Here is a 20,579-nt window from a genome sequence, read left to right as displayed (position 1 = left end):
GGAGACTCGATGCCCCTGTCCCAGACCCACCCGCCCCGCACGCACCGCGCCCGCCGCCGAAGGCGACACGCCGGCGCGGCCCGGACGCCCGGGCGGCGGGCCGTCCGGCGGCTGCCGCTGCTGACCCCCGGCTCCGGACGCGCGCGGCGCGCACAGAAGTACGCCGTCCTCGTCTCCCTCGCCGTCGCCCTGACCGTGGCGGCGCGGGCCGGAGCCCTCACCAGCCCCTGGGAGTTCCTCGACTTCGGCGCGGGCGTCCTCTCCCTCGTCTCCCTCACCGCCACCGTGCTGTGGGGCCTGGTGGCCACCGACCGCACCGTCCTCGGCTCCGGCCACCGGCTGCTCGCCCAGGGCATCCACCGCGGTCTCGCCGTGGCCGGTCTGGGGTTCCTCGCCCTGCACATCTGGGTGAAGGTCGCCGAGGGGCAGACGGGTGCCGCCTCGGTCGTCCTCCCCTTCGCCGACCGGGACCGCCCGCTGGCCGTGGGCCTGGGCACGCTCGCCGGCTACCTCTTCGTGAGCGTCGCCGTCTCCGGCGCGGTGCGCAGCGCCTTCGCCACGCGCAGCCGGTCGATGTGGTGGCGCGCCCTGCACATGGGCGCGTACCCGGCCTGGGGCGCCTCGCTGGTCCACGGGCTGAAGGCGGGCCGGTCCGCCGACGCCTGGGTGACGGCGAGTTACGGCCTGTGCCTGGCCGGTGTGGCGGCCGTCATCGCCGTCCGGCTGCGGCGCCGGATGCGCCGCGCCGCCCCGCGCCCCGCGGACCCGCCGCCGAAGCCCGCGTTCGCGCCGGACGCCGGCACCGGCTTCGTCACCGCCCCGCCCGTGCCCCCGGATCCCGCCGCAGCCGCAGCCGCAGCTGTACCCGCCGCCCCGCCGGAGCCCGCGGACCCGCCCGAGCCGGCCCGCGGGTACGTGCCCGAGCCGGCCGCCGCGTACGCGCCCGAGCCGGGCCCCGGGTACCCGCCCGAGCCCGGGTACGTGGCCCAGGCGGCCCCCGCGTACCGGTCCGACGCCGACCGCTTCGCGGAGGCCCCCACCGCCGAGCTGCCTTACGTACCCGCCCAACTCTCTTTCGACGGTAGGCGGTTGGCCGTCTCGGGGCCGCCCCCCGAGCCGCGCCTCGTCTCCGACGCGGGACGGCGGCCATGACCTACGAACCCCAGCCCAACCTCGGCTCCGTCGGCCCGCCCCGGCTGCTGGCGGGGCTCGACGCCGCGCCGCGCCTGGACCGGGTGGGCCACCTGACCCAGCACGGCTCGCTCCCGCACCACCGGCCCGACGAACTCGTCGCCCTCGCCGAGAACACCGACCTGCGCGGCCGCGGCGGTGCCGGCTTCCCCTTCGCCCGCAAGCTCCAGGCCGTGCTCCGCTCGGCGGCCGCCCGCGACGGCCGCACCGCCGTCGTCGTCAACGGCAGCGAGGGCGAGCCCAGTTGCCTCAAGGACACCGCGCTGCTGCTGCGCGTGCCGCACCTCGTTCTCGACGGGGCGATGCTCGCGGCCGACGCCCTCGGTGCCGAACAGGTGGTCATCGGCGTCACCCGGAACGACGTGGAGGCGTCGGTGCGCGAGGCCATCGCCGAACGCGGCCCCACCGGCGGCCGGCTGCGCGTGGGCCGGCTCCCCGAACGCTTCGTCACCGGCGAGGGCTCGGCCATGGTGCGCGGCCTCAGCGGCGGCCCCGCCCTCCCCTCGGGCCAGCGGGTGCGCACCAGCGAGCGGGGGCTCTCGGGCCTGCCCACCCTGCTCTCCAACACCGAGACCTTCGCGCAGCTCGCCGTGGCCGCCCGGCTCGGCGCGCTGGAGTACCGCGCGGCGGGCCTGCCGGCCGAGCCCGGCACCACCCTCCTCACCGTCGGCGGGCGGACGGTGGTGGAGACCCCGACCGGGGTGCCCCTGCCGTACGTGCTCCAGCTCTGCGGCTCGGACCCCGGCCAGGGCGTCCTGGTGGGCGGCTACCACGGGATGTGGCTCACCCCCAGGACCGCCCGGGCGGCGCTGGTCTCCCGGCAGTCCCTCGCGTCCTTCGACGCCGTGCTGGGCGCGGGGGCGGTGCTGCCGCTGCCGGAGGACACCTGTCCGGCGGGTGAAGTGGCCCGGGTGGCGCGGTGGATGGCCGACGAGTCGGCCGGCCAGTGCGGGCCGTGCGTCCGCGGGCTGCCGGCCCTGGCCGACGTACTGGAGGCGGCGGTCGGCGGTGACCGGCGCGCCCTGGAGGACGTCGAGGCGCGGATGCGGGCGGTGCGGCGGCGCGGTGCGTGCAGCCACCCCGACGGGACGGCGCGGTTCGTCGCCTCCGCCCTCGCCGTCTTCCCCGACGAGTTCCACGACCACGCCCGGGGACCCGGCTGCGGGCGCCGGGTGCTCGGCGCGCTGCCGCTGCCGGACGACGACAGCCCGGAGCAGCTGGTGGTCGACTGGACGCTGTGCCGGGGGCACGGGCTGTGCGCGGACGTCCTGCCCGACATCGTTGTCCTGGACCGCGACGGCTACCCGGCGCAGGCCGCCATGCCCGTGCCCGGACGGCTGCGCACCAAGGCGCTCCGTGCGGTCCGCCGCTGCCCGGCGCTCGCGCTGCGCATCCAGGAATGACGTTTCCGTAAGGGGCCGGGGGAGAAGGCGGAAACGTCCGTCCGCGTCGGCGAGTTCAGCCGAGTTCAATCTTGGCGGGAATTGATAAATTCCGCTCCGGCCCTTCACCCGCCGTCGGAAATCGCCTTTGAATTTCCCTGCAAGCACACCCGACCGGAATTTCGGAGGAGAGCGAATGGGTTACAGGCGGCGTGAGAAGTACATCGGTTCCGCGGTCGCGGTGCTCCTGCTCACCGCGGGCTGCGGCGTCACCCAGAACAGGGCCGCCCCCGCCGGCAATTCGGTACGCGAGGCCGGCGGCGGAAGTCCCATCGGCTCCGGCAGCGGCTCCGGCTCGGGCTACGACTCGGGCTACGGCTCCGGGTCGGACGGCGGCTACGGGACCGCCGGCGGGGGCTCCGGGGCCGACCCCGGCAGCGGCTACGGCGGCGGCTCGGGCTCCGGCATGGACCACACCGCCGGCGCCAAGACCGGCCCCGCGGGCCGGCTCGCCGCCCGCGACGTGGCCGGCGTCGGCACCGTGGTGGCCGACGGCAAGGGCTGGACGCTCTACCGCTTCGACAAGGACTCGGCCAGCCCGCCCAAGTCCGCCTGCGACGGCGACTGCGCCAAGGCCTGGCCGCCCGTCCCCGCGGCGGACGCCGACGCCACCGGCTCCGTGGACCCGGCCCTGCTCGGCTCCGTGACGCGCTCCGACGGCACCCGGCAGCTGACCCTGGGCGGCTGGCCGGTGTACCGCTACGCCAAGGACACCGCGCCGGGGCAGGCCAAGGGCGAAGGCGTCGGCGGCACCTGGCACGCCCTCGCACCGGACGGCGGCAAGGCCGCGGACGGCGCGGAGGAGAACGGGGCGGAGGACCGCGGGGCGGACGGCGTGCAGCTGTCCGTGGCCCGCGACCCGGCCCTCGGGAAGATCGCCGTGACCGGCACCGGAATGACCCTCTACCGGTTCGACAAGGACAGCGCCTGGCCGATGCGGCTCGGCTGCAAGGGGGCCTGTCTGGAAAAGTGGAAGCCCGCTCCCGCCGTCGATCCGGAAAAGGTGGAGGGGATTTCCAGGAAACTGGTCGGATCGGTTCGCCGGCCCGACGGTTCCCGGCAATTGACCATCGACTGCTGGCCGGTTTACTGGTTCACCGGTGACAAGAAGGCCGGCGACACCAACGGGCACGGCGCGCAGGGGCTCTGGTGGGCCGTCACGGACACCGGCAAGAAGGCCCCGGCGGCGGCCGGGTAGGCGGCGGCCCGTGGTCACGCCACGCCGCGCCCTCGCCACGGCCGCCCTGCTCGGCGCGGTCCTGGCCCCGGGCGGCTGCGCGGACCCGCCGACGGGCTCCCCGGCGGCCTCCGGTACCCCGCGCGGCGACGTACGCACCGCAGGGCGCCCGGCACCCGCCCGGCCGGCCGGGCTCCAGGCGATCGCCGCCGCGGTGGGCTGCGCGCCCGTCGTCAGCGTGGACGCCGAGGAGCTCCGCCAGGGCGGGTGCCGGACCCCGAAGGGCACGTACCGCATGGCCACCTTCGCCACCGCGGAGGGCATGCGGGCGTGGCTGGCCGAGGCCCGGGCGTACGGCGGCAGCTACCTGGTGGGGGACCGCTGGGTGGTGACCGCCAGCCCGGAGACGGTCCTGCCGGCGCTCCGGCCCCGGCTCGGCGGAACCCTCCGGGCGGGGGCGGAGCACGGGACGGAGCACGGCGGGGGACAGGGCACGGAGCCCGCCCCGGAGAACGGAACACAGCACGGAACGGGACACGGTCCGGCACACGGAACGGTGCACGGCCCGGGACACGGAACGGGAGCCGGCGGCCCCCGCACCACGCCCGGAGCATCCACCGCCCCCGGTCAGTAGGTCCACCGGCACCGCGCCACGACCCGTGCCCGCACCCGACCCGACACGACACGACACAGGCACCCCACACCAGGCATCCGGCACCGCCTTCCCCCGGTGCCGCACCAGACCCCGGGCCCGGACCAGGAGACCTCCCCGCTCCCGGTCCGCGCCCGGACCCCGGCCCCGGGGTGGTGCCCGCAGGCCACGGCGGGCCCCACCCCCGACCGGCCGGGACGGCCCCGGGACGCCGGGCTCAGCCCCGCAGTTCGGCCAGGACCTCCTCGACGGCCGGCCGGGCCAGCTCCGCGTCCTCGGGCACGAACCCGATGCGCGTACGCCGGTGCAGGACGTCCTCGGCGTCCAGCGCCCCCTCGTGGGTGATGGTGTACTCCACCTCCGCCCGCGTGATGTTGATGGTGTCGGCGATCCGGCGCATCGGGTCCGGCAGGGAGGCGGCGGCGAGGACGGCCCCCGCCTCCCCGCCGTACCGGGCGATCAGCGGGGCCGGCGCCACGTCGCGGCCCACCGTCCGGCTGTCCGGGTGCCCGGGGGCGCCGACCAACGGCAGCGCGCGCGTCCGGCACGGTCCCGCCTCCAGCCCCCGCACCCGGCAGGCCAGGTCCACGGCGTCCTCGGCCATCCGCCGGTACGTGGTGAGCTTGCCGCCCACCACCGTCACCACCCCGGAGGGCGACTCGCGCACGGCGTGCCGGCGCGAGAGGTCCGCGGTCTCACCGCCGCCCGCGTCGATCAGCGGCCGCAGCCCCGCGAAGGCGCCGCGCACGTCCGCCCGGGTCAACTCCCGGGCCAGCGCGGTGTTCACGGTGTCCAGCAGGAACGAGATCTCCGCCTCGGTCGGCTCCGGCTCGTCCGGCACCGGCCCCGGCGCGTCCTCGTCCGTCAGGCCGACCATCACGCGCCCCAGCTGCTGCGGCAGCGCGAACACGAACCGGCTGGTCGAACCCGGCACGGGCACCGTGAGCGCCGCCTCGGGCCGGCCGAACACCGCGGAGTCGAAGACCAGGTGCGTGCCCCGGCTGGGGCGCAGCCGGATCGACGCGTCGACCTCGCCGGCCCAGACGCCGGTGGCGTTGACCACGGCCCGGGCCCGCACGGTCAGCGCGGTGCCGGTCAGGGCGTCGGTGAGCCGGGCCGAGTCACCGGTGACCTCGGACGCCCGGACCCGGGTCAGGATCCGTGCCCCGTGCCCCGCGGCCGTCCTGGCCAGGGCGGTGACCAGCCGGGCGTCGTCGACCAGCTGCCCGTCGTGGGCGACGAGCGCGCCGCGCAGACCCTCCGTACGGACCGCCGGCACGAGCCGTACGGCCTCCCGCGGCCCGACCCGGCGCGCCCGCGGCAGTACCGACGAGGGCGTGCGCGCCCCCACCCGCAGCGCGTCCCCCGCCAGGAACCCGGTGCGCACCAGCGCCGCCGTCCCCCGGGACACCGAGGGCAGCAGCGGCACCGCCTGGGGCAGCGCCCGGATCAGGTGCGGCGCGGTACGCGTCATCAGCACGCCCCGCTCGACGGCGCTCTCGTGGGCCACGCCGACCCGACCGGAGGCGAGGTAGCGCAGCCCGCCGTGCACCAGCTTGGAGCTCCACCGGCTGGTGCCGAAGGCCAGGTCCCGGGCCTCCACCAGCACGGTGCGCAGCCCGCGCGCGGCGGCGTCGAGCGCCACCCCCGCACCGGTCACCCCGCCGCCGATCACCAGCAGGTCGACGGCCGCACCGGCGGCGAGCTCCTCGAGATCGGCGGCGCGACGACCCGCGTCCAGGGCGGTCGTACCGGTCGGGGCGGATCGTGTCATGGCCTCAGGTATCCGTTCAGGGCGATCGACAGTTCCCGTCGCCACGCGGCCTCCGGCAGGAGGTCGGCGACCATGCGGTGCGACTGGACGGTGGACTGGGTGATCAGCAACACCATGGCGGCGATCTCGGCCGGTTCGCCGGCGCGGATCGTGCCTCCGCGCTGGCCCGCCAGGACCGCGGCGCACAGCTGGTCGACGAGGTCGCGCTGACTCGTACCCAGGCGCTGGACCACGTACTCGTGGATGAGGTCGGCGTCCGAGCGCAGCAGTTCCCCGAGGACCGGGTGGTCGCGCATGCGCACGGCGACCTCGACGATCCACTCCACCAGCGCCTCGCGGTCCGTGCCGCCGCGCGGGGTGCGTTCGACGGTGCTGAGGACCTCCCGCGTCAGCAGGGCGCCGACCAGTGCGCGGACGTCCGGCCAGCGCCGGTACACGGTCGGGCGGCTGACGCCGGCCCGCCGGGCGATCTCCGCCAGCTGCACGCGCCTGCCGAGCACGGCGACGAGTTCCGCCGCGGCGTCGAGGATCTGGTCGTCGATGCTGCGGGGCTCTTCGTCGCCCGAGGCAGTGTTACTGATTGACATGATGTGGAAAACTGTAACGCATGTCTACGGAACCGCACCTGCCACCGGACCGCGTGGCGGCCCTCCCGCTGCCCCCCATGGCGTGGAACGCCTGGGGAGACCCGGCCAAGGCCACCCCGCTCTCGGCGGACATCACCTCCCTCCTCGAAAGCCTGCTGGAGCTCACCCCCCGCGACACCGCGCCGGTCGCCGCCGAGGACGTGCGGCTGGTGCCCTCGCGCCTGAGCGGGGTGCACCTCAAGGCGCTCGCCGCCGTCGTCGGCGAGGAGCACGTCAGCGTCCGCGACGCGGACCGGCTGCCCCGCGCCGGCGGCAAGTCCACCCTGGACCTGCTCCGCCGCCGCGCCACCGAACCCCAGGACGCCCCGGACGCCGTGGTGGTCCCGGGCTCCGAGGAGGAGGTCGAGGCGGTCCTCGCGCTCTGCGCCCAGCAGCGCATCGCGGTGGTCCCCTTCGGCGGCGGCACGAGCGTGGTCGGCGGACTCGACCCGGTGCGCGGCGCGTTCACCGCCGTCGTCTCCCTCGACCTGCGCCGCTTCGACGCGCTGCACTCCCTCGACGAGGTGTCCGGCGAGGCCGTCCTCGGTGCGGGCCTCACCGGACCGCAGGCCGAGGAGCTCCTCGCCGAGCGCGGCTTCGAACTCGGCCACTACCCGCAGAGCTTCCGCTTCGCCACCATCGGCGGCTTCGCCGCGACCCGCTCCTCCGGCCAGGACTCGGCCGGGTACGGACGCTTCGACGACATGGTCCGCGGCCTGCGCGTGGTGACCCCGTCCGGCGTGCTGGACCTCGGCCGCGGCCCCGCCTCCGCGGCCGGCCCCGACCTGCGCCAGCTGTTCCTGGGCTCCGAAGGCACCCTCGGCGTCATCACCGCCGTCCGGGTGCGCGTCCACCAGGTCCCGGCCGTCAAGCGGTACGAGGCCTGGAGCTTCCCGGACTTCGCCTCCGGCGCCGCCGCGCTGCGGGCCGTCGAGCAGCAGGGCACCGGCCCCACCGTGCTGCGCCTGTCCGACGAGACCGAGACGGCCGTCAACCTCGCGATGACCGCGAAGATCGGCGCCCCGCAGACGGTCAGCGGCTGCCTCGCCATCACGGTCTTCGAGGGCACCGACGAGCAGACCGCCGCCCGGCACGCCCTCACCCGCACCGCGATGCACGAGCACGGCGGCACCTCCCTGGGCGAGGAGCCGGCCCGCGCCTGGGAGCACGGCCGCTTCGGCGCCCCGTACCTGCGCGACGCGCTGCTCGACGGCGGCGCCCTCTGCGAGACGCTGGAGACCGCGACCAGCTGGTCGAACCTGGACCGGCTGAAGGCGGACGTGACCGCCGCCCTCCAGGGCGCGCTCCAGGAGTCCGGCAGCACCTCCCTGGTGATGTGTCACATCTCGCACGTGTACGCCACCGGCGCCTCCCTCTACTTCACGGTGGTCGGCGCGCAGCGCGGCGACGCGATCGCCCAGTGGAGCGTGGCCAAGAAGGCCGCGAGCGACGCGATCACGGCGGGCGGCGGGACGATCACCCACCACCACGCGGTCGGCACCGACCACCGCCCCTGGATGGAGGCCGAGATCGGCGAGCTGGGCGTGAAGGTGCTGCGGGCCGTCAAGGAGGCCGTGGACCCCGTCGGCATCCTCAACCCCGGAAAGCTCATCCCGTGAGACCCGAGCCGGAGCGGCGCACCATCGGCACCGTACTGGTCCTCACCAACCCCGCGGCCGGCTCGGGCGGCGCCGCCCGAGCCGCCGGGACCGCCCTCGCCCGGCTGCGGGAACTCGGCATCGACGTCCGCAGCGCCGCCGGGACCGACGCGGCCGACAGCCTCCGGCTCGCCCGCGAGGCGGTCCGGGACGGGGCGGTCGACGCCCTGGTCGTCGTCGGCGGGGACGGCATGATCGCCCTCGCCGTCCAGGCCCTGGCCGGATCCGGCCTGCCGCTCGGAGTCGTCCCGAGCGGTACGGGCAACGACCTGGCCCGGGAGTTCGGGCTGCCCCTGGGCGACCCGCGCGCCGCCGCCGAGGTGGTCGCCCGCGGGCTCGCCCTGCGGGTGGACACCGGACGCATCACCACCGCGGACGGCGCGTCCCGGTACTTCGCCTCCGTGCTGGCCATCGGCTTCGACTCCCTGGTCAGCGACCGGGCGAACCGGATGAGCTGGCCGCGCGGCCGGATGAAGTACAACCTCGCGATGGTCCGCGAACTGGCCGGGCTCCGCCCGATCCCGTTCCGGCTGGTCCTCGACGGCGACGAGACCGTCGAGAAGGAGCTGGCGCTGGCCTCGGTCGGCAACACCCGTTCCTACGGCGGCGGGATGCTGATCTGTCCCGGTGCCGACCCCTGCGACGGGCGCCTCGACCTGACCCTGGTCGAGGCCATGCCCCGGGCGAAGCTGGTGCGCTTCTTCCCGACGGTGTTCAAGGGCACCCACGTGCGGCACAGCGCCGTCGCCGTCCACCGGGCGGCCCGGGTGCGGGTGGAGGCGCCGGGCATCAACGCGTACGCGGACGGCGACCTCGCCGGCCCGCTGCCCGCCGAGATCGAGGTGGTCCCCGCCTCCCTCTCGCTGCTGGTCCCCGCCTGACGGGCGGACGCGCCGGGTCCGCCGTCCACCCCCACGGACGGCGGCCCCGGCCACGCCCGCCGACACGGACGGCGGCCCCGGGGACTTCCGTCGGCACGGACGACCGGCCGCGAAGCCAGTGCGCCGCGCCGCGGCAGGGGCCTAGGCTGGGCCGGTGATCGAGATACGTCGCGCCGAGCCCGCTGACGGGGACGCCCTCGGGGAGATCCACGCCGCCGCCTGGGAGGCGGCGTACGCGCCCTTCTTCGACCCCGGGTTCGCGCGGGCCGGCGTACGCGACCGGCGTTCCCGGTGGCACGAGCGGATCGCCGGCCCGGACCCCGACACGGTCCTGCTGGCCCTCGCCGACGGCCACCCGCTCGCCCTCTCCTGGTCCGCGCCCTCCCGGGAACGGCCGGGCAGCGCGGAGCTGTACAGCTTCTACGCCCACCCCGACGGCTGGGGCACCGGCATCGCCGCGGCCCTCATGACCGGCACCCTGGACCACCTCCGCGAGTCCGGCTTCGAGGGCGTCCACCTCTGGACCCTCCGGGACACCCCGCGCTCCCGCCGCTTCTACGCCAAGTCCGGCTTCACCGCCTCGGGCCTCACCCGCACCCACGACTTCGGCGACGGCCACCCGTTGCCCCAACTGGAGTACCAACGCCCCGTCTGACCCGGGCTCCCCGGCGGCGCCCTTCCGGCCGACGGACCGTACGCGGCCACGGCGCCGCGGGAGCACGGGGTCCGGATCGGGCGGGCCGTCAGGCCGGTTCGGTGAGGCGGACGATGTCCTCGTACGTGCGGACCGACGCGCCGCCCTTCGGGGTCTGACCCGCGCCCTCGCGGAGCGAGGCGATCATCGCCGCGGCCAGCCGGCCGGCCGGAACCGGGCGGTACGCGCGGGCGCCGCCCCGCATCACCGGGGAGAGCGCGGACGCCGCCGCGAAGCCGAGCTTCTCCGCCAGGCGCCGGTCCGGACGGGGGCCGGTGATGAAGGACGGCCGGAAGATCTCCACCCGCTCGAACCCGACCGCCTTCACCTCCTCCTCCATGTCGCCCTTGACCCCCAGGTAGAAGTTCCGCGCGCCGGCCTTCGCGCCGACCGACGAGACCAGCGCGATCCGCTGCGCCCCCGCCGCGTGCGCGAGCCGGGCGACGGCGACCACGTAGTGCTGGTCGACCTGCCGGAACGCCTGCCGCGAACCGGCCGCCCTGATCGTGCTGCCCAGGGCGCAGTACACGTCGTCCACGGCCGGCACGTCCGACGCCTCCAGCGCGTCGAAGTCCACCACCCGTACGTCCAGCCTCGGATGGGCCACGTCCAGGGGCCGCCGGGCCAGCACCGTCACCCGGTCGTAGAGCGGGTCGCGGAGCAGTCTGGCGAGCAGCTGGCCCCCCACCAGTCCGGTGGCTCCGACCAGAAGTGCGCTGCGGGTCACGGGCGTTCCTTTCGGCGGCCGGCGTTCGGCCTCGGCTCCGCAGCGTACTGCGGCGGCGCCCGGCGGCCGCCCAGGCGCACGGCTCCCCCCGCCGATTTGCCCTTCGCCCGCCGGTTCGCCCGTACCGGAGCGGCGGGCCGATAAAAGGAGTGCGCACGTCCGGGCCCCCGGTGTACGTTCTCGATCGTTCGAAGGGGGACCCGAAATGGCGAAGCTGAACCAGATCATCGCTGTCGAAAAGGGTGTCAAGAGCAAGTCGCTCCAGGACATCACCGCGGCGCACCACAAGGTGCAGAAGCCGGCGCTGCTCGCCGGCATCTCGCGCACCTACCAGCCCAAGGACGAGGAGGGCGAGCAGCTGCCGCCCGAGTCCACCCGCGTGCAGGTCCAGGCCGAGGACGTGCTGCGGGAGACCTCCGCGTCGCTGACCCGGCTGTTCGACGTGACCGCCACCAAGGACTGGGCGAACTGCGAGGCCCGCGCGGACGTCACGGTCGACGGCCGGACGATCCTCCCCGGGGTCCCGGTCAGTTACCTCCTCTTCCTGGAGAAGCAGCTCACCGACCTGCACACCTTCGTCAAGAAGCTCCCCACCCTCGACGCCGCCGAGTCCTGGTCCCACGACCCTTCGACGGACTGGTGGAAGACGGACCCGGTCCGCACGATCCGCACCAAGAAGGTGCCCCGCAACCACGTCAAGGCGGAGGCTACGGAGAAGCACCCGGCCCAGGTCGAGGTGTACTACGAGGACGTGCCCATCGGGTACTGGACGACCGTGAAGTTCTCCGGAGCCCTTCCCGCGCGGCGGGTGAACGAGCTGGTGGAGCGCGTCGAGAAGCTCCAGCAGGCCGTCAAGTTCGCCCGCGAGGAGGCCAACGGCACCGAGGTCTCCGACCAGCGCGTCGGCGACGCGGTGTTCGGTTACCTGTTCGGCTGAGGCCGGCACGGGTAACCTCCATGATCGCCCCCGCGTGCGAGCGCGGGGGTGCGCATACAGGCGCGGGCCGGAAATGAGGACCGGTGCGCGCGATGAGCGCAAGCTGACACTGAAGTTCAGCCTGAAAGAAGCGGTGACAGTGAAGGTTCGAGTCCTTCCCCCGGCACAGCACCACCACGGGCCGGGGTAGCCCAACACGGCAGAGGCAGCCGCGGTCAATCTCAGACTCTCGCTCCAGTCTCAGCATTGCCGCCGATCGCCGGATCGACCGAGGCCGGACGGACGCCGTCGGATGCGAGTTCGACTCTCGCCTGCACCTCTCACACGGTGCGGTAGTTCAAAGGAAGAACACGACGGCATGACGACTGATCCGTCCTCTTAAACGCCGCCGGCGTGCGCAATTGGGTGGCATCCCCAGGGGCCCGGGAGCTGGATACGACTCCCGGGCTCCGCCACACCCGCCCTCCCGTCCGCACCTCGCCCCCCCTCGCACAGGCCCGTTGATCAAGGCGAGGGCAGGCCCTAGATTTGCGGCACGTGACGACCTCTCAGGCCACCGGCCGCATATTCGACGCCCTGCACGCCACCGCCGTCCGCGACACCGATCAGTTGCGCGGCCTGTACGAGCAGCCCGGCGACCTCGTCCGCCGCAAGGTGGTCGACCGCATCCACGACGTGGCCCGCGCGTTCATCGCCCGCTCCTCGCTGGTGTTCGTCGCCAGCGCCGGCGCCGACGGCAGCTGCGACGTGACGCCCCGCGGCGGACCGGCCGGATTCGTCTCCGTACTCGACGAGTTCACGCTCGCGATCCCCGACGCCACCGGCAACAAGCGGCTCGACAGCTCCCACAACATCGTGGAGACCGGCCGCGCCGGCCTGATCTTCCTCGTCCCCGGCCAGGGCAACACCCTCCGCGTGAACGGCCGGGCCTGCGTCTCCGCCGACCCCGGCCTCCTCGAACGGCTCACGCCGGTCGGCAAGCCGCCGCGCAGCGCGATCGTGGTCGAGGTGGAAGAGGCGTACCAGCACTGTCCCAAGGCCCTGCTGCGCGGCGCCGCCTGGAAGCCGGAGCAGTGGCTCTCCGACGACGACGTGCCCAGCTCCGCCGAGGTGACCCTCTCCCATCTGAACGTGCCGGGCCTCACCCTGGAGGAGATCCGCCGCCACGAACGGGAGTCGTTGCTCCACCGCTACGAGTGAGGTGCGCACGGTGCTGTCCCAGGACCCCCTCGACCGCCTCAAACGGAGGCTGCGCGTCATGCGCACGAGCCGCGGGCTCTCCATGGCGGGCCTCGAACTCCGCGGGGGACTCGGCCACACCACGGTCGGCCAGGCCCTGAACGGGCCGTCCGTGCCGAGCGAACAGACCGTCGTCGCACTCGCCGAGGCACTGCGCATCCCGGCGGAACCGCTGCTGGCCCTCCGCGCGGAAGCCTGTCCCTCGGTCCAGCGCGCCGTCGACGGTGCGGCTCCTGGAACAGGAGGGATTGCCCTGGCGGTGAGCCGGCGGCGGCCCGTCCCATCGCCCGGACGCAGTGGGAACGGGGGCGCCGTCAGCCGAGCGTCAGCGTGAAGGCCGCCCCGCCCTCCGGGCCGTGGCCGCGTGCGGTGAGGGTGCCGCCCAGGCGGGCGGCCAGGCGGTGGGCGATGGCCAGCCCCAGGCCGCTGCCGACCGGCCGTTCGCCGCGGTAGCGGCGGTGCAGCGCGCCCCGCTCGAAGGCGACGGCCACATCCTCCTCCGTGAGGCCGGGGCCGCCGTCCCGCACCTCGACGCGTGCCCCGAGCCCGTCCGTCCCGGGGGACAGCGCGAGGACCACGGGCCGCCCCGCCGGGGTGACCCGCAGGGCGTTCTCCAGCAGGCAGTCCGCCAGCTGCCGCACCCGGAAGCCGTCGGTGCGCACGGGCACCGGCCCGCTCCCCGCCACGCCCTCCAGCCGGAACTCCACCCCGTGCCGGGCGCACCGCTCGCGCCACACCTCCCCGGCCTCCGCGAGCACCGCCGCCAGATCGGTGTCGGCGAGGACGAGCCGGAACTCGTCCGCCTCCAGCCGTGCCAGGTCGAGCAGGTCACCGAGGAGGCGGTCGAGCCGCTGCGCCTCGGCGGCCACCACCCGGCCGGTCTCCGGCACCCGTTCGGCCGGGATCACCCCGTCGGCCAGCGCCTCCGCGTACCCCAGTACCGAGGTGAGCGGTGTGCGGATCTCGTGGGAGACGGCGAGCAGGAAGTCGCGCTGCCGCTCCTCGCTCCGCGCCAGCTCCCGGTCCAGCACCGCCAGCGCCCGGCTCACCTCCGCCACCTCCACGGGCCCCCGGCCGTCGCCGCCGTCCCCGCGGTACGCGGGGTCACCGGCACCGGCCGCCCCACGGGCAGCAGCCCCCGCGGTACGTCCCGCAGCGCCCGCGGCGGTGTCGCGCACGCCGACCATCCCGTCGTCCCCGCGCCGCGCGGCCACCCCCCGCTCCCCGTCCGCCAGCCGCGCCGCGACGCCCGCGGCCCGTACCAGGGGGCGGGCCAGGCGGCGGGCCAGGAAGGAGCCGGCCAGGGCCGCGCCGGCCAGGCCTGCCAGCGAGGGCAGCAGCAGGTTCCGCCGGATCCGGGCCGCCGCCTCGTCCACCTCCGCGGTGGACTTGGTGAGCACCACCCCGCCCGCACGGAACGCCCGCCCCTCGACGATGACCTCCTCGCCGTCCAGCGTCCCGGTGGCCGACAGCGGCCTGCGGGCGAGCAGTTGGTCGCGCTGGGCGTTCGACACGGCCGGTGCCGCCGGCCCGGTCAGCGTGCCCGACGGGTCGAGCACCGCGACGCGGACCCCGTTGGCACCGGCGATCAGCTGCTCGCCCTCGACGAGGAGGCCGGACAGCCGGGGGAGGCGGCTGAGTACCGTGGCCTGCCGGCCGAGCCGGTCCCGCTCCTGCGCCTCCGCGTTGCCCCGGGCCGTGTACCAGGCCGTGACCCCGCTCAGCAGTACGGCGACCAGCGCCACCAGCCCCGCGCACAGCACCGTCTCCCGGGCCAGCGTCAGCCGCGGGAGCCGGTCGCGCAGCGCCCGCCCGGGGCGCCCGCCGGTCACGCGCGCCCCTCCGCCGTCCCGTAGCCGACGCCCCGTACCGTCCGGAGCGGGCTGGCCGCGCCGAGCTTGCCGCGGATCTGGGACACGTACACGTCCACCACCCGCTGGTCCCGGTGGGCCGAGTCGCCCCACACCTGGTCCAGCAGCTGGGCCCGGGTGAACACCTGCCCGGGGTGCGCCAGGAGGTACGCGAGCAGGTCGAGCTCCAGCGTCGTGAACTCCACCGGCTCGCCGTCGACGTGCACGGTACGGCGGCCCGGGTCGACCCGCAGCGGCCCCAGCGCGTACACGTGCGAGCCCCCGGCGGCGCGGGCGCCGCGGCGCAGCACCGCGTTGACCCGGGCCACCAGCTCACCCGGCGAGAACGGCTTGGTGAGGTAGTCGTCGGCACCGAGTTCCAGGCCGAGGATCCGGTCCGACTCGTCGCCGCGCGCGGTGACCAGCAGCACCGGCGTCCAGTCGCCGCGCTCGCGCAGCCGCCGGCAGAACGTCACGCCGTCCAGGCCCGGGAGGCCGATGTCCAGGACGACCGCGGCGGGGCGGAGCCGGGCCACGGCGTCGAAGCCGCCGGGGCCGTCCTCGCAGAGGTGGGTGCGGTAGCCGTCCCGCTCCAGGTACAGCTTCTGGAGGGCGGCGATGTTCTGGTCGTCCTCCACGATCAGGACGAGTCCCTTGCGGGGGTGCATGACGACTCCGGGAAACGTGTGCGCGGGGCGGAGCCGCGGATGGCCGGCCGGGAACGTCGCCATGCTAACCAGCCGGTCCCGCCCGCCGGCCGCTGCCGGGGTGGGCGGGCGGTCCGCCTAACAGAGCCCTCACAATCCCCTGATGGCCGCCTCGCACCGGCCGCCCACGATCATTGCCGGGTGCGAGCCGGAGATCCGGCAGGCGCCCGTCCCGACGTCGCCCCGGCAAGGATCCCCGTTGACGAAACCCACCGATCAGACGACCGCCTACCGCACCGGCACCGGCACCGCCACCGACGACACCGACAGCACCGACCGCGCTGACGGTACGGACCGCACCGGCCGCCCCGAACACGCCGGCCGCGCCGGCCGCAGCGCCCCGCCGCGCCCGCGGCCCGGGCCCCCGGCCGCCGCCGCGCCCGCGCCCGCCGGCCTGCTGCACCGGACCGGCCGGGCCTGCGCCCGCCGCCCCTGGCTCGTGGTCGCCCTCTGGCTGCTCGTCCTGCTGGCCGTCGTCGGCGCCGACCGCGCCTGGGGCGGGCGGTACGAGGACGACTTCAGCCTCCCCGGCACCTCCGTGCAGACCGGCGCCGAACTCCTCGACGCCCACGGCGGCCCCAAGGCCGCCGGCGTGCCCGCCCAGATCGTCCTCTCCACCGGCGGCGGAACCCTCGCCGCACACCGGGCGGCCGTGGGCACCGTCCGCGACCGGCTGGCGGGCCTGCCCGACGTGCTCTCGGTCGCGGACCCCCTCGCCACGCCCGGCGCCCTGACCGACGACGGCCGCACCGGCTACTTCACCGTCCGGTTCGCGTCCAGCCCTGCCGCCTTCGAGAAGACGTACGTCGACCGCGTCGACCGGGCCGTCGCACCCCTGCGCGCCGACGGCGTGACGGTCGAGTACGGCGGACCGCTCGGGCAGCTCGACCGGCCCGGCGCCGCCGACCGCGCCTCGGAGGCCATCGGCGTCGGCACGGCGGTGGTCGTCCTGCTGCTCGGCTTCGGCAGCGTGGCCGCCGCCGCGTTCCCCCTGATCAGCGCCGCCGTCGGGGTGGCGGCCGGACTGGCCGCGCTCGGACTGCTCGCGGCCTGCTCCGACTTCGCGGCCGTCTCGCCCACCCTCGCCGTGATGATGGGTCTGGGCGTGGGCCTCGACTACTCCCTCTTCCTCGTCACCCGGCACCGCAAGCTGCTGCACTCCGTGCCCGACCCGGCGGAGGCGGCCGGCCGCACCGTCGCCACCAGCGGCCGCGCCGTCCTGGTCGCCGCCCTCACGGTGGCCGCCGCGCTCGCCGGACTCTTCGCCTCCGGCGTCGGCTTCATCGGCATGCTCGGGGTCGCCGCCGGGGTCACCGTGCTCACCGGCGCCCTCGCCGCGCTCACCCTCACCCCCGCTCTGCTGGGCCTGGCCGGGCGGCGCATCGACCGGTTCCGGGTCCGGCGGCCCGTGGACGAGCCGGACGGCGACGGCGACGTGTGGCACCGCTGGGCCGCGCTCGTCGCCCGCCGCCCCTGGACCTTCCTGCTGCTCGGCACCGCGGTGCTCGGGCTGCTCGCGGTGCCCGCCCTCTCGATGCGGCTGGGCCACGTCGACGCGGGCGCGTCCCCGTCCTCGTACACCGAACGGCGCGCCTACGACCTGGTCTCCGCCGGCTTCGGCCCCGGCGCCAACGGGCCGGTCACCGTCGTCGTCACCCTGGACAAGGACGGTACGGACCCGGCCGGGCGCGCCCGCCTCGTGGACGGCCTGCACCGCGCCCTGACCGGCACGCCGGGCGTCGCCTCGGCCACCCGGCCCGCCCCCACCCCGGACGGCGCGCTCCTGGTGTCCACCGTCGTCCCCGACAGCGCCCCGCAGGACCGGGCCACCGCCGGCCTGCTGCACCGGCTGGAGGACCGCACCCTGCCGGAAGCGCTCGACCCGTACGGCGCCACCGGCTACCTCACCGGCCAGACCGCCGCCCAGCAGACCTTCCGAAACGTGCTGGCCGAGCGGCTGCCGCTGGTCGTCGGCCTGGTCGTCGCGGCCGCCTTCGTGCTGCTGCTGACGGTGTTCCGCAGCCCGCTGGTCGCCCTCAAGGCCGGGCTGCTCAACCTGCTGTCGATCGGCGCCTCGTTCGGCGTGGTCGTCGCCGTGTTCCAGTGGGGGTGGGGCGCCGGGCTGCTGGGCGTGCACGAGAGTGTGCCGGTCGAGTCGTACGTGCCGACGATGATGTTCGCGATCGTCTTCGGCCTGTCCATGGACTACGAGGTCTTCCTGCTGTCCCGCATCAGGGAGCACTGGCTGGCCACCGGCGACAACCAGGAGAGCGTCGCGGCCGGGCTGGCCTCCACCGCCCGCGTGATCACCTGTGCCGCGATCGTGATGACCAGCGTCTTCCTGGCCTTCCTGCTCTCCACGAGCACCGTGGTCAAGATGCTGGCCCTCGGCCTCGGCGTGAGCGTGGTGCTCGACGCGACGGTGGTCCGGCTGCTGCTGGTGCCCGCGACGATGAACCTCCTCGGGCGGGCCAACTGGTGGATCCCGGCCCGGCTCGACCGGCTGCTGCCCCGCCTCGACCCGGAGGGCGCCGCCCACCCCGCGGCGGAGGGGGCGGGAGCATGAGCCGGACCCCGCCGGCCGCGCCGGTCCCGGTCCTCGTACGGAGGCGGCGGCGCCGCCGGGCCGGCTGGGCCCTCGCCGTGCTGACCGGCCTGACGGCGGGGGGCGTCGGGGCCGAGTCGGCCGCCACGGCCGTGGTGGAGCACCGGATCGAGGCGGCCCTGCGGCCCCGGCTCGGGGAGACCACGGCCCGCCTGTCCGGCTCGGGCCTGGCGGCCCTCCTCACCGGCCGCGTCGGCGCGGCGGACGTCAGCGGCGACCGGGTGCCCGCGGGCGACGGCACCTGCTCGGTACGGCTGCACCTGGAGGGCCTCACCCGGGCCGGGGAGGACGGCGCCGAGGTCGACTCGCTGAGCGGCACGGTCACCGTGCCGCTCGGCTCGCTGCGCGGGCTGCTCGCCGGTGGCGGCGGGGACCGCCCCCGGCTGCCGCCCGGCCTCGTCCCCCGCGCCGTCCGGCCGGTGGACGGGGGAGTGCAGATCGAGGTCCGGGCGGACCACCTGCACCTGGGCCGAGGGCGGTGAGGGAGGGGGTCAGCCCACCCGCGCCGTCACCGTCCGCCCGGGCGCGACCCTGACGGTGGTGTAGGTGTACGTGACCCCGTCGACCACCTTCGTACGGGCCGGCCGCGCCACCCCGTCCACCGTCACCGTGGCGTGGCGGCCGGGGAAGCGGGCCTCCCAGGTGTAGGCGGCGGCGCCGGAGAGGTGCGTGAGCGCGGACGCGGTGGCGCCGTCGTGCCGCAGCGCGAAGCGGGAGCCGCCGACGGCCAGGCCGTCGAGGGCCAGCCAGTCCATGCCGGAGGGCAGCCGGGACTGGGTGGTGAGGGTGTTCCGCGGCGCGTCCGGCGTGACGCCCATCAGGCCCTCGACGGTCTGGCCGAGGAGGGTGAAGGAGACCTCGGGGTAGTCGCCGTTGGTGCCCTGCTTGGTGTTGACGTGCTGGACGTCCTTCCGGTCGTAGACGTGCTTCATCCACTTCCAGGCGGTGTCGTTGCGGTTGTTGGTGAAGAACGTGTCCGGCAGGTAGGTCAGCGCCTCGATGTTGGTGGGCCGGTCCGCGCCCGAGGCCTGCTCGTCGATGTAGTCGAGGTAGGCCTCGCGGCGCGGGCCGGGGTCGAGGATCTGCTTCATGGGCATGAACCAGCTGTTCTCCTTGCCCCAGCCGGTCAGCGCCCGGCCGTCCGTGGTGTAGCCGCGGACCATGTCGGCGCCGGAACCGGGGCCGCTCCAGACCGTGTTGTAGTACGTCTTGAGGTCCCGGGCCTTCCGGTCGTACCTGCCGGCCAGCACGCAGTCGCCCTTGGCGCGGGCCAGCGCGGCCATCGCCCGGTAGGCCTGGTACTGGGAGCCGATGCCGTCGCCGGCCTCCGCGAGCGGTTCGCCGCTCTGCTCGTTGTAGCTGGCGGTGCCCTGGAAGATGCCGCCGCCGGTGCCCTCGGCGACCTTCACGGCTCCGTTGTCCTTGAGGCCGTCGTGGAGGTCGACGAACTCTCCGGTGGCGTGCCGGTAGAAGTCCCACAGCCTCGGGTCGTCGAGGTAGGCCCGGTCGCCGCTCCAGCGGTACGCCTCCTCGGCCTTCTGGACCAGCTCGAAGGGGGCCGGCACCTCGCGGACGAAGGTGGAGGGGTTGCGGTAGTCGATGGACAGGTAGGTGCTGTCGTCGAAGTTGAACGCCCAGACGGGGTAGTACTTGTGCTGCTTGGTGGCGGAGCCGGCGAAGGCGGTGAGCATCGCCTTGTTCTCGGCGTGGAGGCCCAGGACCCCGGCGCCGGCCAGCTGGTGGGCCGTGTCGCGGGAGTAGAAGCCGGTGCGGTTGGCGTAGCCGGCCCAGTACGAGGGCGCGTACGTGCCGGTGCCGTCGCCGCCGGGCTGCCGCTCGTCCACGTTCAGCGGCCCGCGCGTGCCGGGCAGGTGCACCCAGCTGTTCGCCTTGCGCTTGGCCCAGTCGAACATCTCCACGATCCGGGGGTCCGAGGAGCGGACGGCGGGGTCGGCCGGCGACGCGGGCGAGAGCATCACGTCGTCCGCGTTGACCCACCCGTCGCCCGACTCGAAGCGGATCTCCAGCCGGTCGCCCGCGGCCAGGGAGATCCGGCTGAGCGTGTGGCGCCGGTAGTGGGCGGAGGCGGGCAGCGTCAGGGCGGCCCGCTCGGTGCCGTTGACGCGGGCGGCGTACCGGCCGTTCGGGCCGCCCGTCGCTATCCAGGCGGACACGTCGTACGTGCCCGCGGCGGCCGCGGTGACGGTCTGGGAGACCGTGCGGCCGGGGCCGGCGTCGAGGTAGGCCAGCCGGCCGCCGCCGTGCGGGTAGTTGGTGGCGACACCGGTGCCGGGACCGAACTCCCAGCCCTCGGCGCCCTCTTCGAAGCCGGGGTTGAGGACGGCGAGCGGCGCCAGCAGGGCGATCGCGGACAGCAGGGACACGGGTGACGGCGGCATGGGCTCTCCCGGGACGAGGT

The 20,579-nt window shown here is 75.4% G+C and carries 18 protein-coding genes; 12 read left to right on the top strand and 6 right to left on the bottom strand.

The window, feature by feature from the left end; all coding sequences use genetic code 11:
* The first annotated feature begins 9 nt into the window (after positions 1-9).
* From ACIQUR_RS30675 to ACIQUR_RS30660, 4 genes are all read left to right on the top strand, one after another.
* On the top strand, positions 10-1,152 hold the full coding sequence (locus tag ACIQUR_RS30675) for a hypothetical protein (RefSeq protein WP_403671274.1): 1,143 nt from the start codon (positions 10-12) through the stop codon (positions 1,150-1,152).
* Positions 1,149-2,594, top strand: coding sequence for an NADH-ubiquinone oxidoreductase-F iron-sulfur binding region domain-containing protein (locus ACIQUR_RS30670; protein WP_403671271.1), 1,446 nt, complete (start codon positions 1,149-1,151; stop codon positions 2,592-2,594). The genes ACIQUR_RS30675 and ACIQUR_RS30670 overlap by 4 nt, the downstream gene beginning before the upstream one ends.
* Positions 2,595-2,769: 175 nt before the next feature.
* The gene (locus ACIQUR_RS30665) at positions 2,770-3,831 is read left to right on the top strand and encodes an SCO0930 family lipoprotein (protein WP_403671268.1); all 1,062 of its coding nucleotides are present in this window, start codon (positions 2,770-2,772) and stop codon (positions 3,829-3,831) included.
* Positions 3,832-3,841: 10 nt separating this feature from the next.
* Entirely contained in the window at positions 3,842-4,444 is a 603-nt protein-coding gene (locus ACIQUR_RS30660; RefSeq protein ID WP_403671265.1) for a hypothetical protein, read from the top strand.
* Between the two features lie 235 nt (positions 4,445-4,679).
* On the opposite strand, the gene ACIQUR_RS30655 is transcribed toward ACIQUR_RS30660, so the two are convergent.
* Both ACIQUR_RS30655 and ACIQUR_RS30650 read right to left on the bottom strand, forming a co-directional pair.
* Positions 4,680-6,236 carry a glycerol-3-phosphate dehydrogenase/oxidase gene (locus tag ACIQUR_RS30655; protein WP_403671262.1) on the bottom strand — a complete coding sequence of 519 codons (1,557 nt, stop codon included), beginning with the start codon at positions 6,234-6,236 and terminating at the stop codon, positions 4,680-4,682.
* Positions 6,233-6,823 (bottom strand): TetR/AcrR family transcriptional regulator, encoded by a 591-nt coding sequence (locus tag ACIQUR_RS30650; RefSeq protein ID WP_403671259.1) that lies wholly within the window; start codon positions 6,821-6,823, stop codon positions 6,233-6,235. The genes ACIQUR_RS30655 and ACIQUR_RS30650 overlap by 4 nt, the downstream gene beginning before the upstream one ends.
* A gap of 20 nt (positions 6,824-6,843) precedes the next feature.
* Between ACIQUR_RS30650 and ACIQUR_RS30645 the strand changes: the two genes are divergently transcribed.
* From ACIQUR_RS30645 to ACIQUR_RS30635, 3 genes are all read left to right on the top strand, one after another.
* The gene (locus ACIQUR_RS30645; RefSeq protein ID WP_403671256.1) at positions 6,844-8,481 is read left to right on the top strand and encodes an FAD-binding oxidoreductase; all 1,638 of its coding nucleotides are present in this window, start codon (positions 6,844-6,846) and stop codon (positions 8,479-8,481) included.
* Entirely contained in the window at positions 8,478-9,401 is a 924-nt protein-coding gene (locus tag ACIQUR_RS30640) for a diacylglycerol kinase (RefSeq protein WP_403671253.1), read from the top strand. Before ACIQUR_RS30645 ends, ACIQUR_RS30640 begins: the two co-directional genes overlap by 4 nt.
* Before the next feature lie 154 nt (positions 9,402-9,555).
* Positions 9,556-10,056 (top strand): GNAT family N-acetyltransferase, encoded by a 501-nt coding sequence (locus ACIQUR_RS30635; RefSeq protein ID WP_403671251.1) that lies wholly within the window; start codon positions 9,556-9,558, stop codon positions 10,054-10,056.
* An 88-nt stretch (positions 10,057-10,144) separates the two neighbouring features.
* Here ACIQUR_RS30635 and ACIQUR_RS30630 read toward each other — a convergent pair whose 3' ends face one another.
* On the bottom strand, positions 10,145-10,822 hold the full coding sequence (locus tag ACIQUR_RS30630; RefSeq protein WP_403671248.1) for an NAD(P)H-binding protein: 678 nt from the start codon (positions 10,820-10,822) through the stop codon (positions 10,145-10,147).
* 205 nt (positions 10,823-11,027) lie between these two features.
* On the opposite strand from ACIQUR_RS30630, the gene ACIQUR_RS30625 reads away from it, so the two are divergent.
* The 3 genes from ACIQUR_RS30625 to ACIQUR_RS30615 all read left to right on the top strand — a co-directional run bounded on the left by ACIQUR_RS30625 (position 11,028) and on the right by ACIQUR_RS30615 (position 13,332).
* Positions 11,028-11,759 carry a hypothetical protein gene (locus ACIQUR_RS30625; RefSeq protein WP_403671245.1) on the top strand — a complete coding sequence of 244 codons (732 nt, stop codon included), beginning with the start codon at positions 11,028-11,030 and terminating at the stop codon, positions 11,757-11,759.
* 537 nt (positions 11,760-12,296) lie between these two features.
* Entirely contained in the window at positions 12,297-12,959 is a 663-nt protein-coding gene (locus ACIQUR_RS30620) for an MSMEG_1061 family FMN-dependent PPOX-type flavoprotein (protein ID WP_403671242.1), read from the top strand.
* A 1-nt stretch (position 12,960) separates the two neighbouring features.
* Positions 12,961-13,332: a helix-turn-helix domain-containing protein gene (locus tag ACIQUR_RS30615; RefSeq protein ID WP_403671239.1), complete on the top strand. Its 372-nt coding sequence runs from the start codon at positions 12,961-12,963 to the stop codon at positions 13,330-13,332.
* Here ACIQUR_RS30615 and ACIQUR_RS30610 read toward each other — a convergent pair.
* A complete protein-coding gene (locus tag ACIQUR_RS30610; protein WP_403671236.1) occupies positions 13,313-14,830 on the bottom strand; it encodes a sensor histidine kinase in 1,518 nt (505 codons plus the stop codon). The two genes, ACIQUR_RS30615 and ACIQUR_RS30610, sit on opposite strands and share 20 nt — an antisense overlap.
* Complete coding sequence (locus tag ACIQUR_RS30605) at positions 14,827-15,516, bottom strand: response regulator transcription factor (RefSeq protein WP_403671233.1); 690 nt, start codon at positions 15,514-15,516, stop codon at positions 14,827-14,829. The genes ACIQUR_RS30610 and ACIQUR_RS30605 overlap by 4 nt, the downstream gene beginning before the upstream one ends.
* Positions 15,517-15,754: 238 nt before the next feature.
* Here ACIQUR_RS30605 and ACIQUR_RS30600 point away from each other — a divergent pair, with 238 nt between their 5' ends.
* Together ACIQUR_RS30600 and ACIQUR_RS30595 are read left to right on the top strand one after the other, a co-directional pair.
* A complete protein-coding gene (locus ACIQUR_RS30600; RefSeq protein ID WP_403671230.1) occupies positions 15,755-18,121 on the top strand; it encodes an MMPL family transporter in 2,367 nt (788 codons plus the stop codon).
* A complete protein-coding gene (locus ACIQUR_RS30595; RefSeq protein ID WP_403671227.1) occupies positions 18,118-18,642 on the top strand; it encodes a hypothetical protein in 525 nt (174 codons plus the stop codon). The genes ACIQUR_RS30600 and ACIQUR_RS30595 overlap by 4 nt, the downstream gene beginning before the upstream one ends.
* A 9-nt stretch (positions 18,643-18,651) precedes the next feature.
* Here the strand turns inward: ACIQUR_RS30595 and ACIQUR_RS30590 are convergent, their stop codons facing one another.
* Complete coding sequence (locus ACIQUR_RS30590; protein WP_403671224.1) at positions 18,652-20,559, bottom strand: hypothetical protein; 1,908 nt, start codon at positions 20,557-20,559, stop codon at positions 18,652-18,654.
* Positions 20,560-20,579: the final 20 nt, after the last annotated feature.

Source organism: Streptomyces sp. NPDC101132, assembly GCF_044759225.1.
GTDB lineage: Bacteria > Actinomycetota > Actinomycetes > Streptomycetales > Streptomycetaceae > Streptomyces.
Note: the sequence above shows the minus strand (reverse complement) of the source record. Positions and strands in the feature narration are given on the sequence as shown.

Bases quoted from the DNA above. Each gene is read 5' to 3' on its own strand.
- ACIQUR_RS30675 (WP_403671274.1), top strand. From the start codon at position 10: ATGCCCCTGTCCCAGACCCACCCGCCCCGCACGCACCGCGCCCGCCGC.
- ACIQUR_RS30670 (WP_403671271.1), top strand. From the start codon at position 1,149: ATGACCTACGAACCCCAGCCCAACCTCGGCTCCGTCGGCCCGCCCCGG.
- ACIQUR_RS30665 (WP_403671268.1), top strand. From the start codon at position 2,770: ATGGGTTACAGGCGGCGTGAGAAGTACATCGGTTCCGCGGTCGCGGTG.
- ACIQUR_RS30655 (WP_403671262.1), bottom strand. From the start codon at position 6,236: ATGACACGATCCGCCCCGACCGGTACGACCGCCCTGGACGCGGGTCGT.
- ACIQUR_RS30650 (WP_403671259.1), bottom strand. From the start codon at position 6,823: ATGTCAATCAGTAACACTGCCTCGGGCGACGAAGAGCCCCGCAGCATC.
- ACIQUR_RS30645 (WP_403671256.1), top strand. From the start codon at position 6,844: ATGTCTACGGAACCGCACCTGCCACCGGACCGCGTGGCGGCCCTCCCG.
- ACIQUR_RS30625 (WP_403671245.1), top strand. From the start codon at position 11,028: ATGGCGAAGCTGAACCAGATCATCGCTGTCGAAAAGGGTGTCAAGAGC.
- ACIQUR_RS30605 (WP_403671233.1), bottom strand. From the start codon at position 15,516: ATGCACCCCCGCAAGGGACTCGTCCTGATCGTGGAGGACGACCAGAAC.
- ACIQUR_RS30595 (WP_403671227.1), top strand. From the start codon at position 18,118: ATGAGCCGGACCCCGCCGGCCGCGCCGGTCCCGGTCCTCGTACGGAGG.
- ACIQUR_RS30590 (WP_403671224.1), bottom strand. From the start codon at position 20,559: ATGCCGCCGTCACCCGTGTCCCTGCTGTCCGCGATCGCCCTGCTGGCG.